11 protein-coding genes are annotated in these 13,651 nt (G+C 74.1%); 6 read left to right on the top strand and 5 right to left on the bottom strand.

All coding sequences use genetic code 11. The annotated features are described in order from the left end of the window. The first annotated feature begins 45 nt into the window (after positions 1 to 45). Positions 46 to 675: a helix-turn-helix domain-containing protein gene (locus ACH4SL_RS00055; protein WP_398440973.1), complete on the top strand. Its 630-nt coding sequence runs from the start codon at positions 46 to 48 to the stop codon at positions 673 to 675. Between the two features lie 7 nt (positions 676 to 682). On the opposite strand, the gene ACH4SL_RS00050 is transcribed toward ACH4SL_RS00055, so the two are convergent. Next, on the bottom strand, positions 683 to 2,491 hold the full coding sequence (locus ACH4SL_RS00050) for a hypothetical protein (protein ID WP_398440972.1): 1,809 nt from the start codon (positions 2,489 to 2,491) through the stop codon (positions 683 to 685). A gap of 496 nt (positions 2,492 to 2,987) precedes the next feature. On the opposite strand from ACH4SL_RS00050, the gene ACH4SL_RS00045 reads away from it, so the two are divergent. The 3 genes from ACH4SL_RS00045 to ACH4SL_RS00035 all read left to right on the top strand — a co-directional run bounded on the left by ACH4SL_RS00045 (position 2,988) and on the right by ACH4SL_RS00035 (position 6,311). Beyond that, positions 2,988 to 3,551, top strand: coding sequence for a hypothetical protein (locus tag ACH4SL_RS00045; RefSeq protein WP_398440971.1), 564 nt, complete (start codon positions 2,988 to 2,990; stop codon positions 3,549 to 3,551). Positions 3,552 to 3,643: 92 nt separating this feature from the next. Continuing rightward, positions 3,644 to 4,954 carry a PQQ-binding-like beta-propeller repeat protein gene (locus ACH4SL_RS00040; protein WP_398440970.1) on the top strand — a complete coding sequence of 437 codons (1,311 nt, stop codon included), beginning with the start codon at positions 3,644 to 3,646 and terminating at the stop codon, positions 4,952 to 4,954. Positions 4,955 to 5,006: 52 nt separating this feature from the next. Next, positions 5,007 to 6,311, top strand: coding sequence for a PQQ-binding-like beta-propeller repeat protein (locus ACH4SL_RS00035; RefSeq protein WP_398440968.1), 1,305 nt, complete (start codon positions 5,007 to 5,009; stop codon positions 6,309 to 6,311). A gap of 61 nt (positions 6,312 to 6,372) precedes the next feature. Here ACH4SL_RS00035 and katG read toward each other — a convergent pair whose 3' ends face one another. Next, on the bottom strand, positions 6,373 to 8,598 hold the full coding sequence (gene katG, locus ACH4SL_RS00030) for a catalase/peroxidase HPI (protein ID WP_398440966.1): 2,226 nt from the start codon (positions 8,596 to 8,598) through the stop codon (positions 6,373 to 6,375). Between the two features lie 182 nt (positions 8,599 to 8,780). Between katG and ACH4SL_RS00025 the strand changes: the two genes are divergently transcribed. After that, positions 8,781 to 9,224 carry a Fur family transcriptional regulator gene (locus tag ACH4SL_RS00025; RefSeq protein WP_031512347.1) on the top strand — a complete coding sequence of 148 codons (444 nt, stop codon included), beginning with the start codon at positions 8,781 to 8,783 and terminating at the stop codon, positions 9,222 to 9,224. On the opposite strand, the gene ACH4SL_RS00020 is transcribed toward ACH4SL_RS00025, so the two are convergent. From ACH4SL_RS00020 to ACH4SL_RS00010, 3 genes are read right to left on the bottom strand one after another with little or no spacing between them, the layout of a single operon-like run. Further along, positions 9,208 to 9,660, bottom strand: coding sequence for an SRPBCC domain-containing protein (locus tag ACH4SL_RS00020; protein ID WP_398440965.1), 453 nt, complete (start codon positions 9,658 to 9,660; stop codon positions 9,208 to 9,210). The two genes, ACH4SL_RS00025 and ACH4SL_RS00020, sit on opposite strands and share 17 nt — an antisense overlap. Before the next feature lie 18 nt (positions 9,661 to 9,678). Further along, positions 9,679 to 10,140, bottom strand: coding sequence for an ArsR/SmtB family transcription factor (locus ACH4SL_RS00015; RefSeq protein ID WP_398440964.1), 462 nt, complete (start codon positions 10,138 to 10,140; stop codon positions 9,679 to 9,681). Between the two features lie 2 nt (positions 10,141 to 10,142). Continuing rightward, entirely contained in the window at positions 10,143 to 10,634 is a 492-nt protein-coding gene (locus tag ACH4SL_RS00010; protein WP_398440963.1) for an SRPBCC domain-containing protein, read from the bottom strand. A gap of 255 nt (positions 10,635 to 10,889) precedes the next feature. Between ACH4SL_RS00010 and ACH4SL_RS00005 the strand changes: the two genes are divergently transcribed. Next, the gene (locus ACH4SL_RS00005; RefSeq protein ID WP_398440962.1) at positions 10,890 to 13,481 is read left to right on the top strand and encodes an FtsX-like permease family protein; all 2,592 of its coding nucleotides are present in this window, start codon (positions 10,890 to 10,892) and stop codon (positions 13,479 to 13,481) included. The last annotated feature ends 170 nt before the right edge of the window (positions 13,482 to 13,651 follow it).

The raw sequence follows: 13,651 nt of genomic DNA, 5'->3' as shown, positions 1-13,651 counted from the left end.
GCAATTAATGTTGCCGTTTCCGGGACGGCGCGGTGGAATGCCCGTATGCCGATACCCGAGCCTGACCCCGGACCCGTCGAACCGCCCTCCCACCGCGCCGTGCTCGACGAGGTCGGCCCGCGGCTGAAGCGGCTGCGGGCCCGGCGCGGCCTCACGCTCGCCGCGCTGTCCGAGACGACCGGCATCTCCAAGAGCACCCTCTCCCGGCTGGAGTCCGGCCTGCGCCGCCCCAGCCTGGAGCTGCTGCTGCCGCTCGCCGCCGCCTACCGGGTGCCGCTCGACGACCTGGTCGGCGCCCCCGAGGTGGGCGACCCGCGGGTGCGGCTGACCCCGCGCGCACTGCCGGGCGGCGGCACGGTCCTCCCGCTGTCCAGCACCCCGGGGCCGCTCCAGGCGTACAAGATGCTCGTCCCGGCCCGCCCCGGCGAGCCGGACCTGCGTACGCACGAGGGCTACGAGTGGCTGTACGTCCTGCACGGGCGGCTGCGGCTGGTGCTGGCCGACCACGACCTCGTCCTCGGGCCCGGCGAGGCCGCGGAGTTCGACACCCGCGTACCGCACTGGTTCAGCGGGGCGGACGGCCACCCGGTGGAGGTGCTCAGCCTCTTCGGCCGGCAGGGTGAGCGCATGCACGTCCGCGCCCGCCCCGGCCAGGCTTCACCCCAAGGTAATTGACGTTCCGTCAGCGCTTGCGGTAGCACAGCGTGTAGGCGAGCGACGCGTAGTCGGTGGGCTTCCAGCTGGTCCACGCGTCGTTGCCGCAGAAGGTCTTGGCGTTGTACTTGCTCGTGCGCCCGGTGACGATGACGTTCGCGGCCGAGCACGACACGGACTTCATGTGCGGCTGCGCGTACGAACCGGTGAACTTGAGGCACTCGTTGAGCACCGCGTGCCCGGCGTCGTCCGGGTAGACCATCGACAGGCACAGCGTGACGTCGAGGTCGGAGCGGCCGGTGATGCCGAAGTGCTCGGACCAGTCGTAGTCGCGCAGGCCCTTGCACTTGGCCGAGCTGGTGGTGCCGGTGTAGCGCGCGATGACGGTGAACGCGCCGGTCTGGCAGTCGGTCCGGTCCCAGTCGCTGGTGGCGCTCTCGCCGTAGACGCATTCGCCGGACGTGGCGTGGTAGGCGGTGCCGTGCTCGTACTGGTAGCTCAGGCACAGCACGAGGTCGCGGCCGGGGTAGCTGACGTTCCAGTCGTCGTCGGGGATCTTGTCGCAGCTGTGGGTGTCGCTCGTGCCGTGCAGCACGTCGACGGCCTTGAAGGTGCCCGACTCGCAGAGGGCGGAGGTCAGTTCGGGGCTGGTCGCGGTGCCGGAGTTGTCGAAGCAGTCGCCCGTCACGGCGTCGGCGACGGGATCGGCGGAGGGCGGGTCGCTGGGCAGGTCGCTGCCCAAGTCGTCCCCGCCGTCCGAGCTTCCGCCGTCCGAGCTTCCGGCATCGGAACTGTCGCTGCTGTCGCTGCTGTCGCCGGGCAGGGTCGGCAGCGACGGCAGTCCTGACGCGCTCACCGTGGGCTTGGCGGTGGTGGACGAGCCGCCGCTCGTACCGGTGGTCGCGACGCCGATGGCGATGACGACGGCCACGACGGCGGTGATCGCCACCAACTGCCCGTTGCCCGTACGCCACCAGGACCGGTTCGCGGGTATCGGCGCCGGCGGTATGCCCCCGCCGGGCGGGGGCGGGAAGCCTCCCGAGGCGAAACCGGGCGGCGGCCCCGGCGGCATGCCCGGCCCGGCGGCCGGGCCGAAGCCGGGCGGCGGGGCCATGGCGGGCGGCACCGCGCCGTTCAGCCGCTCGACGACGGTGTCCAGGCCCGGCCCGGAGGGCTGCGCGGCCAGGCAGTCGGCGACGATCGAGGCCAGGACGGGGTCGGCGATCCGCGGGCCGGGCTGCTGCCAACCGCCGCCCGCGGGGGCCGGCTGCCCGGTCGCGGCGAAATGCAGCACCCGGCCGAGCGCCCGCACGGCGTCGGCGTCGGAGGGCACGGCGGCGATCGTGCTGCCCGGGCCGACCATGGGCTGGGTGATCCCGAAGTGCGTCAGCCGCGGGCCCTCGGGCGTCAGGAGCACCTGCGAGGGCTCGATCCCGGTGAGCTTCGCGCCCGCGGCCTGCACCGCGCGCAGCGCGTGCGCGAGCGCGAGGCCCACGTCCCGTACGGCGGCGGGCGGCAGTGGGCCGCTGCCGGCGACGGTGGCGAGGCTCGGGGCGTCGGCGCTGCCGGTCGCGACCCACGGGGCGTCGCCCTCGGTGTCGGCGGCGACCGGCGCGAGCGACGGGCCGGTGATGCGGCGGGCGCTCTCGACGTCGCGGCGGAACTGCTCGCGGTATTGCGGGTCGCCCGCGAGCCGGGCGTGCAGCACCGTCACCGTCGTCAGCCGCCCGTCCGGGCCGCGCCCGGCGAAGACCTGCCCGAGCCCGCTCGTGCCGAGCCTGGCGACCAGCTGATACGTGCCGACCTGGGCCGGGTCGCCGGCCTTGAGCGGTTCCATCGAGATTGCCCCCGTAACGATTCACGGCGCCCGCGGCCGGCGCTCGTCATACGCCCCGCACGCCTGGTCCTGCGACTGCCGGTGCGACTGCCGGTGCGCATGCCGGAGACCGTCCGGCGCGCCGTCCGGAGTGGACACTGTGGCACTGACGCCCGCGCGGGCGCCACTGCCGTACCGAGGCAGGACCGGGGCCGTACCGCTGCTGTGCCACGGTCGCGACACCACCGAGACACCACGGCGACATCACCGGGGCACGCCGGGGCACCACGTCACTGCCACCGCGCCCCGCTCCCACCATGCGCCCCGGCGCCGTACCCCGGACGGCGCTCCCGCGTGGCCGGGCGCGCGGGCCTGGCGTGTAGTGGGCTGTGCGCGGCCCCGCCCCTGCGCCGCCGCGCCCCGCGCGTCCCGTGCGCACACGGCCCGCCGTCCCCCCGGCGTGCGCCGCCGTACGGCACACCCCCCACACACCGTCACGACCGCCCGGAGGACATCCGTGAGGCACCACGCCACCGCCACGACCGCCGTCGCCGCCGCCCTGCTCGCCGCCACCGCGACCGCCTGCTCCGGCGGCGGGAACACGAGCGGCAGCACGAGCGGCAGCCACGACACCGGGACCGCCGCCACCGTGACCGCGAGCCCGGCGGGGCAGGACGCGCAGTCCACGCCCGCGACGGTCACCACCAAGGACGTCTCGCCGTTCGGCAAGATCCTGGTCGGCGGCGACAAGAACCGGACGCTCTACCTCTTCCTCGCCGACAAGAAGAACCAGTCGACCTGCACCGGCGCGTGCGCGAAGGTGTGGCCGCCGCTGCTGGTCAACGGCAAGCCGACGGCCTCCGGTGGCGCGGACTCCAAGAAGCTCGGCACCACGAAGCGTTCGGACGGCGGCACCCAGGTCACGTACAACGGCCACCCGCTCTACCTCTTCGCCGCCGACACCAGCTCCGGCAACACCCGCGGCCAGGGCCTGAACAACTTCGGGGCCAAGTGGTACGTGCTGGGCACCGACGGCAAGCAGATCACCACGTCCGGCTCGTCGAGCGGCGGGGGCTACTGATACGGCAGTTGCTGTGGTTGTCGTCCCGGCGGCTGCCCACCCGTCGTAGCCTGGGCGGGTAATCGACCGGTCCGACAGGGGTGGGGACGGACATGGCACCGGCGTGGACCAGAACGCGCTCGGCGGTGGTCGGCGTCGTGGTGATCGCGCTCGCAGCGGGGGGCTGGCTGTGGGCGCGGCACGGCGACGGCGACGGCGGCTACCACGAGCAGATCACCGCGGCGGCGGGCGCGTATCCGACCGCCCCCGGCACCGCACCGCCGGACGCCCCGGCCAGGGTGCTGCCCAAGACCTCGGGGACGTACGGCTTCGCGGGCGCCCTGTCCGTCGACCGCGCGCAGGGCCACGGCCGGGACGGCGTCACGGCGCACGACCTCCGAACGGGCAGCGCCTACTGGACGTACGCGCGCGACGGCGAGTCCCTCGGCCTGGTCGCGACGGGCGACGAAAACGCGGCCGCGGGAACGGACAGCGGCGGCACCGTGGCCATGTGGTGGCAGGACGGGCTGGTCGTGGCCGTGGACGCCCGGACCGGCAAGCCGCGCTGGCGCAGCAGGCTCACCGCGGCGTGGGCGCACGGCTACCGGGGCCACCGCGGTCTCTCCCTCGCCGGCGGCCTGGTGCTGGCGGCCGGCGAGGACACGCTCACCGCCTACGACGCCACGGCCGGCGGGCACGCCTGGACGGCCCGGCCCCCGCAGGGCTGCACGTTCCAGGACGGCGCGGTCCTCACGATGACGCACGCCGTCACGGCCGAGGTGCGGTGCGGCGACCGCGGCAAGCGCGTCGGCTACGACCCCGGCAGCGGCGCCGTCCGCTGGCAGGTCGCCGACGGGGGGACGGCCCCGCTGCGGCCTGCCGACGACCACACGCTGGTCACGTCGCTCGACGGGAGCGGCCTCACGAGCGGCAAGGTCGTCGACGTGTCGGGCGCCCGGCCGGTCGAGCACGCGTGGCGGACGCCGGACGGGCACCCGTCGGTCGGGGCGGGCGCGGGCATCGTGCTCTGCCAGAGCCCCGGCGTCGCGGTGCTGGAGGGCTTCGGCCTGACCGACCCGAAGCAGCACTGGAGTTACCCGGCGGCGAAGGGCACCCGCTTCGGCGGGGCGCTCCAGGCCGGGGACCGCGTGTACGTCGTGCAGCAGCCCGAGCGGGCCTACGACACCAACGCGAAGCCCGTCCCGGCGGACAGCTACAGGGCGACGCTGCTGGTCCTCGACGCGCGGACCGGACAGCGGCTGGGCGCCACCGCGCTGCCGCCGTTCCCGATCGGCAGCGGGCTCCCGCCCCAGGTCACCCGCTCGCTCCAGCCCTGGCACGCCGCCGGCGGCGTGGTGGGCGTGGTGTGGGGCACGGACGGCATCGCCCTCCCGCCGGCCGACGCGGTCGTACTGGGGCAGTGAGAAGGGCCCCGGCGACGGGGCCGACGGCAACACCACAGGGGGGACGACAGATATGGCACGGAGCAGAGGCCGCACGGCGGTTACGGGCGTCGTCGTCGTGGCGGTCGCGGCGGGCGGGTGGCTGTGGGCGCGGCACGGCGACGACCGCCACGAGACGATCACCGCGGCGACGGGGGCGTACCCCGCCGCCTTCGGCAGCGCGCCACCCGACGCGCCGGGCACGGCAGTACGGCGGACGGCCGACTCGTACGGCGTGACCGGCGCGCTGTCGGTCGACGAGATCGCCGACCTGGATCTGCACCACGACGGCGTCGAGGCCCACGACTTGCACACCGGAAAGTCCTACTGGCGCTACACGCGCACCGGCGCCGACCTGAACCGCGTCGCGCTCTCCGGGACCGGCGACACGGTGGCCCTGTGGTGGGAGGACGGCCTGATCACCGCCCTCGACGTCCGCACGGGCAAGCCGCGTTGGCGGCACACGCTCACTTACGGCGACCTGCCCGGCGACAGCGGCGGCATCGCCGACCTGCGGATGAGCGGCGGCCTGGTGCTGGCCCAACGCCGCGGCGACCTCACGGCGTTCGACACCGTGAGCGGTAAGAAGCGGTGGACCGCCGAGCTGCCGGAGGGCTGCGGCCAGACGTACGGCATGGTGCGGCTCATGGACAAGACCGTGGTGGCGGAGGGCAGTTGCGGCAAGGACCAGGAGAACCAGCTCTTCGGCTTCGACCGGCAGAGCGGCGAGCTGCGCTGGAAGCTGGCGTACAAGTTCCTCTCCCCGGTGCCCGCCGGCGACCACACCCTGGTCAGCACCATGTGGTCGGGCGGGGACTCCGGCGCGACGGTGGACATCTCCGGTGCGAAGCCCGCCGTCACCACCTACTCCGTGCTGTCGGACCAACCGGTGGTCGCCGCCGATGACGACGTCGTGCTGTGCGTGGACAACACCGAGCGGAACGACGAACACGAGGGCTCGCTCGTGGCGTTCGGCGTCGGCGACCACCGGCAGCGGTGGACCGCCCAGCCCGCGAAGGGCCTGCGCTTCGGCGACCCGCTGCTCGCCGGCAACCGCGTCTACGTCGTCGAGCAGCCGAGCCGGGTCGACATCGACGACGACCTCAAGCCGCTGCTCGACCACTACGACGCCCGGCTCGTCGTCCTCGACGCCGCCACCGGGCGGCAGTTGAGCAGCACCCCGGTGCCGGTACCGAAGCCGGACGCCTCCTGGCACGACGTCCAGTCGGACTCCGAGCTGATGCCGCAGCAGGCGACGAGCGGCCTGGTGACCGTCGCGTGGGTGGGGATGGGCATCGGCAGCAGCCTGCTGCACGACCTGAGCGTGCTGGCGGAGTAGGACGACGCGGCGGGGCCCCGCGGTTCGGCCGAACCGCGGGGCCCCGTGGAGAGGGTGGACGTCAGACCAGGTCGAAGCGGTCCAGGTCCATGACCTTGGCCCACGCCTGGACGAAGTCCGTGACGAACTTCGCCTTGGCGTCGTCGCTCGCGTAGACCTCGGCGAGCGCGCGCAGTTCGGAGTTCGAGCCGAAGACCAGGTCCGCGCGGCTGCCCGTCCACTTGACGGCACCGGCGGCGTCGCGGCCCTCGAAGGCCGTGGCGTCCGCGGAGGTGGCGTGCCATGTGGTGTCCAGGTCCAGCAGGTTGACGAAGAAGTCGTTCGTCAGGATGCCGGGCCGGTCGGTGAACACGCCCTGCTGCGAGGCGCCGTGGTTGGCGCCCAGCACGCGCAGGCCGCCGACCAGGACGGTCATCTCGGGCGCGCTCAGCGTCAGCAGGTTGGCGCGGTCGACGAGCAGGTACTCGGCCGGCAGCCGCTGGCCCTTGCCCAGGTAGTTGCGGAAGCCGTCGGAGAGCGGCTCCAGCGCGGCGAAGGACTCGACGTCCGTCAGCTCCTGCGTGGTGTCCACGCGGCCCGGCGTGAACGGCACGTCGACGCTCACCCCGGCGTCCGCGGCGGCCTTCTCGACGCCCGCGGCGCCGGCCAGCACGATCAGGTCGGCGAGCGAGACGCGCTTGCCGCCGGACTGCGCGGAGTTGAAGGCCTCCTGCACGCCTTCGAGGGTGCGCAGCACGAGCGCCAGCTCGTCGGGCTGGTTGACCTCCCAGCCGCGCTGCGGCTCCAGGCGGATGCGGGCGCCGTTCGCGCCGCCGCGCTTGTCGCTGCCGCGGAAGGAGGACGCCGACGCCCACGCGGTGGACACCAGCTGCGCGACGGTCAGGCCGGAGGCGAGCACCTTCTCCTTGAGCGCGGCGGCGTCGGCGGCGTCGATCTGCTCGCCCTCGGCGGCCGGCAGCGGGTCCTGCCAGATCAGCGTCTCGGCCGGGACCTCGGCGCCGAGGTAGCGGACGACCGGGCCCATGTCGCGGTGGGTGAGCTTGTACCAGGCGCGGGCGAACGCGTCGGCGAATTCGGCCGGGTTGTCCTTGAAGCGCCGCGAGATCTGCTCGTAGGCCGGGTCGAAGCGCAGCGACAGGTCGGTGGTGAGCATCGTCGGGGCGACGCGCTTGGCCGGGTCGAACGCGTCCGGCACGGTGTCCGCGCCCGCGCCGTCCTTGGGCCGCCACTGGTTGGCGCCCGCGGGGCTCTGGAAGAGCTCCCACTCGTAGCCGAAGAGGATCTCGAAGAAGCTGTTGTCCCAGGTGGTGGGGGTGTCCGTCCAGATGCCCTCGAGGCCGCTGGTGATCGCGTCGGCGCCCTTGCCGGAGCCGTACGTGTTCGCCCAGCCCAGGCCCATGGCCTCGACCGGCGCGCCCTCGGGGGCGGGGCCGACGTTGTCGGCGGGGCCGGCGCCGTGGGTCTTGCCGAAGGTGTGGCCGCCGGCGATGAGGGCGACGGTCTCCTCGTCGTTCATCGCCATCCGGCGGAAGGTCTCGCGGATGTCGCGGGCGGCGGCGACCGGGTCCGGGTTGCCGTTGGGGCCCTCGGGGTTGACGTAGATCAGGCCCATCTGGACGGCGCCGAGCGGCTCCTCCAGCTCGCGGTCGCCGGTGTAGCGCTCGTCGCCGAGCCAGGTGGTCTCCGGGCCCCAGTAGACGTCCTCGTCGGCTTCCCACACGTCGGGGCGGCCGCCGGCGAAGCCGAAGGTGTCGAAGCCCATCTGCTCCAGGGCGACGTTGCCGGTGAGGATCAGCAGGTCGGCCCAGGACAGGTTCTGCCCGTACTTCTTCTTGACCGGCCACAGCAGGCGGCGGGCCTTGTCCAGGTTGCCGTTGTCGGGCCAGCTGTTGAGCGGGGCGAAGCGCTGCTGCCCGGCGCCGGCACCGCCGCGGCCGTCGCTGATGCGGTACGTGCCCGCGCTGTGCCAGGCCATCCGGATCATGAGCGGGCCGTAGTTGCCGAAGTCGGCCGGCCACCAGTCCTGCGAGGTCGTGAGCACCTCGGCGATGTCCTGCTTGACCGCGGCCAGGTCGAGGGAGAGGAAGGCCTCGCGGTAGTCGAAGTCCTCACCCAGCGGGTTCGCGACCGCGGGGTTCTTCGCGAGGATCTTGAGATTCAGCCGCTCGGGCCACCACCCGCGGTTGCCGCCGCCCTGCGTGGGGTGCGGTGCCCGCCCGTGCGCGACGGGGCAGCCGCCGCCCGCGGCCACCGGGGCCGCCTCGAGTGCGTCGTGCTTCTCAGTCATTGTGAGGGTCCTTCCCGACCTGAGACTTGGCTTGTCACCGGAACCGATCCTACGATGGACACAGTCCAAGTCAAGAATTCACCCAGTCGTACACACCGCCCAGTCGTACACATCATCGATTTTCCGACCGCACTTGGTAAACTCTTGGCTACCGGGAGCCTGACCCTGATTGGTGGACCCACATGAGCGACCTGCTGGAGCGGCTGCGCGGCCGCGGCTGGCGGATGACCTCGCAGCGGCGTGTGGTCGCGCAGGTCCTCGACGGCGACCACGTGCACCTCACGGCCGACGAGGTGCACGCGCGGGCCGCGCAGCTGCTGCCGGAGATCTCCCGGGCGACCGTCTACAACACGCTGGGCGAGCTGGTCTCGCTGGGCGAGGTGATCGAGGTCGCCACGGACGGCCGCGCCAAGCGGTACGACCCGAACGCCCACCACCCGCACCAGCACCTGGTGTGCTCGCGCTGCGGCACGGTCCGCGACGTCCACCCGGCGGGCAGCCCGCTCGCGGACCTGCCCCCGGCGGAACGGTTCGGCTTCACCGTGGAGACGGTGGAGGTCACCTACCGGGGGCTGTGCCCGTCGTGCGCGGCGGCGGCCCCCGCGGAGGTCAGTGCCAGTCGCTGACGGGCACGTCGCGGGGGTCGGGGGCGCCCTCGCCGGTCTCGACGAGCTGCTTGAGGCTCATCAGGAACGTCGCCCACTTGGTGCTGCAGTGGGACATGAACTCCACGGGCTCGCGCCAGCCCTCGTGCCGGAAGAGCACGATCGTGAAGTCGCCGTCGCGGGGCTCGCGGCGCAGCTCCCAGGTGACGGTGGTGCCGATCCACTCCTCGGGGCCGTCCACCACCTCCCAGCCGACCCGGCGGCCCGGGTCGGCCTCGGTGACCTTCATGTCGAAGCCGCCGGCGCTGAAGCGGAAGGCGATGACGCCGCCGACGTCGGTGGAGCCGGTCGTCTTCTCCGCCCACCAGCCGGACAGGCCGTCGAGCGTGGTGAGGGCCGCGTAGACCTGGTCGGGGGTGGCGTCCTTGACGCCGATGCGGTGCAGGATGTCGGGCATTGCCGTGCCTTTCGCTCGTCAGGGCTGGTCGTTGTTGCTGGTGCCGCCGGCGTTGTCGTTGCCGGCGCTGCCGTTGCCGTCCGGTGCGCCGGTCGCGGCGCGCGCGTCCTGCTCCTGCGCGTCCTTCCGGCGCTGGACGGTCTCGGCGATGCGCTTGATGCGGCGCAGCCGGCCGTCCCAGGCGGCGCCGACGCCGGTGAGCTGGGCGACCGCGCGGGCGAGCTGCGCCTCGTCGACGCGGAAGTGCTTCTCGCGGCCCGCGGGGGTGGCGTGCACCAGGCCCGCCCGGTCCAGGACGGCGAGGTGCTTGGCGACCGCCTGCCGGGTGACGGGCAGCCGCTCGCTGAGGCCGGTCGCCGTCCCACTGCCCTCACTGAGCAGCAGGTCGAGCATGCGCCGGCGGGTCGGGTCGCCGACCGCGGACCAGAGCGCGTCGTCGATGTCGCCGTCGGCCGTGGCCGCGGCGGTTGCGGCCCCCACGGCTACCTGCCCGCCTGGACCGCGGCGGCGTAGTCCACCAGCCGCGGCAGGTAGTAATTCCAGCCGGAGGTGTGGTCGTTGTAGCGGTCCACGACCTTGGCCTCGTCCCAGCCGCGCTCCCGGAAGCCCGTCTCGGTCATCCGCAGCAGCGTCGCCCCGTCCCCCACCGCCTCCAGCTCGAAGACCACCAGATGGGAATTCCCCCGCCGGGCCGCCTCCCCCTCCGGGTGCGTCCACCGGAAGGAGAACAGCCGCGGCGGCACCGCGTCGACCACGGTGAACTGCATCCAGTCGACCGCGCCGTCCGCCGCCTTCCCGAAGCCGATCCGCCCGGCCACGCCGGGGATCCCCGGGAGGTCCACCTCGTCCGGCCACCACTCCCGCAGGTGCTCGGGACTGCTCACGACGTCGAAGACCACCTCCCGCGACGCCTCGATCCGGATCTCCCGCTCGATCGACCCGTATTCCGTCCGTGTCCCCGTCTCCGTCTCCATGACGGCCACCTCCCGCAACGTTCGGTTGCGCATTACGGTAGCGGCCGCCCGCATGACGCGCAACCGAAGGTTGCCCGTATGTCGACCGGGCGGCGGAGCACGGGAGTTGGTGGGGCTGGCCCCACCCTGAAGGCGCCGGGCGGCCGGAGTGTGCCGGGAGGGGCGCGACGGGATCGTAGAGGGCAGGTCGGGGGATGCCGGCCGCCGGGCCCGGGGGACGGGTCCGGACGCCACTGCCACGAGGACCGGTCCACGATGCTGACGCGTCTCGCGCTGAGAACCCTGAAGGCCCGCAGGAGCGGTTTCCTGGGGGCCTTTCTCGCCCTCTTCTGCGCCGCGGCGCTCATCACCGCGTGCGGCGGGCTGCTGGAGACGGGACTGGTCGGCAGCATCGCCACCGAGCGGTACGGCGCCTCGCCGGTCGTGGTCACCGCCGACCAGAACGTGCACCAGACCACCGTCAAGCACAAGAAGGGCAAGACGAAGGTCAAGCACAAGGCCAAGCCGCTGGCCGAGCGCGTCTGGCTGCCCGCGGACCTCGCCCCGCGCATCGCCGCCGTCCCCGGCGTCCGCGCGGTGGTCCCCGAACTGACCTTCCCCGCCGAGACCTTCCCGGCCACGGGAGCGGGCGGCGGCTCGGGCGCGGGCGGTTCCGGCGCCGCGTCGTACGGCCGGGCGTACGGGCACGGCTGGAGCTCCGCCGTGCTCACGCCCTTCGCCCTCGTCGCCGGGCACGCCCCGACCGCCGCGGACGAGGTCGTCGTCGACCGCGGGCTCGCCCGGAAGGCGCATCTGGCCCCCGGCGACCGGCTGACCGTGCAGTCGACGGCCGCCCCGCGGACCTACCGCGTCAGCGGCGTCGCCGCGCCCACCACGCCGGGCGGCGGGGCGCACGCCGACCTCGCCGAGCAGACCAGCCTCTTCTTCAGCCAGGCCGAGGCCGAGCGGCTGGCCGCCCACCCGGGCCAGGTGGCCGCCTTCGGCGTGCTGCCGCAGGCCGAGGGCGGACCCGACCCGGACGCCCTGCGCACGGCGCTCGACGGCACCAAGGCGCGCGTCCACACCGGCGGCGGGCGCGGCGCGGCCGAATTCCCCGACGCGGCCCGCGCCCGCGTCCAGCTGGTCAGCATGGGCGGGGCCATCGGCGGCACCGCGCTGCTGGTCGCGATCCTCGTCGTCGTCGGCACCTTCGCGCTGTCGCTGCGCCAGCGGCACCGCGAACTCGCCCTGCTGCGCGCCGTCGCCGCCACCTCCCGCCAGCTGCGGCAGCTCATCGGGCGCGAGGCGCTGCTCGTCGGCGCGACCGCCGGGGTGCTCGGCGCGCTCGCCGGACTGCCCCTGGCCCACTGGCTGCTCGGCCGCTTCGTGGCCCTGGGCGCGATCCCGGACACCCTGCACCCCTCGATCGGCTTCGCGCCGATGGCGGCGGGCGCCCTGGCGACGACCGCGGGCGCGTGGGCCGCCGCCCGGATCTCCGCCCGCCGGATCACCCGGCTGAGCCCCGCGCAGGCGCTCGCCGAATCGCTGCTGGAGCGCGGCGCCTCCGCCGGCCGCACCGTCGCGGGCCTGCTGCTGCTCGGCGGCGGGGCGACGCTCGTCGGTGTCCTGCGCTCGCTGCACACCGAACCGGCCGCCACGCCGGTGACCTTCCTGACCGTGATCGTCCTCGCCGTCGCCGTCTCCCTCCTCGGTCCGCTGCTGGTGCGCGGTGGTGCCGCGGTGCTGGCCGGGCCGCTGCGCGCGGCCCGCTTCCCCGGCGTCCTGGCCCGGCGCAACCTGCGGGGCAACGCCTTCCGCAACGCCGCCGCCGTCACCCCGCTCGCCCTGCTCGTTGCCATGGCCTCGACCGTCCTCTTCACCCAGACGACGCTGCAGCACGCCGCCCACGACCAGGCCGCCGCGGGCACCCGCGGCGCCTGGGCGCTGACCTCCGACGGCCTCGGCGTCCCGGGCGCGGCCACCGACGCCGTACGCCGCACGCCCGGCGTCACGTCCGTCACGGAGGTCGTCCGCACCACCGTCCGCGTCGGCCTCGACAAATTCCCCGCGCAGGGCGTCACCGCCGGCTCGCTCGGCCGCGACCTGGACCCGGACGTGGTCGACGGTTCGCTCGCCGGCTTCGGCGACACGAGCGTCGCGGTGAGCGAGACCGCCGCCCGCACCCGGCACGTGCACCCCGGCAGCACGCTGCAGGTGACCCTCGGCGACGGCACGCCGGTGACGCTGACCGTCGCCGCCGTCTACGCCCGCGGGCTCGGCTTCGGCGATCTCACCATGTCCCACGCCCTGGTGGCCCGGCACGTCGACGACCCGCTCGCCGCGGCCGTCCTGGTCCGCACCGCGGCCGGCACCGACCGCGCCGCCCTGGCCGCCGCCGTCCGCGGCTACCCCGGTATCCGCGTCCTCGCCCCCGGGCACGCCGCCGACGCGCTGGCCCCGACCGTGCGGCGCGGCAACGCCGAGGCGCAACTGCTCGCCATGGGCCTGGTCCTGGTCTTCACCGCCATCGCCGCCGTCAACACCCTGGCCATGTCGACCGCCGAGCGCGTACGGGAATTCGCCCGGCTGCTGCTCGCGGGCGCCACCCGGCGGCAGGTGCTCCGCATGCTGGCCTGCGAGGCAACCGCCGTCGTCGCCCTCGCGGGCCTGCTCGGCACCGCCATCTCCCTCGCCGTCCTCACCGCTTTCAGCACCGGCATGACCGGCGCCTCCTCCCCGACCCTCGCGCTGCTCCCCTACCTGTCCGTCCTCGCGCTCGCCGCCCTCCTCGCCCTCCCCGCGACCGCCCTCCCCGGCCGCTTCGCCCTCCGCCCCCGCCCCGTCGACGTGATGGCCGCCGCCGACTAGGGGTGCTTCGTTAGGTGTTCCGATCATGGCTGGTCGGGAGCATGTTGGGGGTATGAGGCTTGCGGAAGTAGATGCTCTGCGTGGTGAGTTAGCGGAGTTTGTGGGTGATGTGTTCGGCTCGGTGTCGCGGCGTGATCAGCGGCGGTGGGGCGAGTGCTACATGCGTGGGC

Origin of the sequence: Streptomyces sp. NPDC021020, assembly GCF_044333285.1 — a bacterium.
In the GTDB taxonomy this organism is placed as follows: Bacteria; Actinomycetota; Actinomycetes; order Streptomycetales; family Streptomycetaceae; genus Actinacidiphila.
This window is presented reverse-complemented; position numbering and strand designations above follow the sequence as displayed.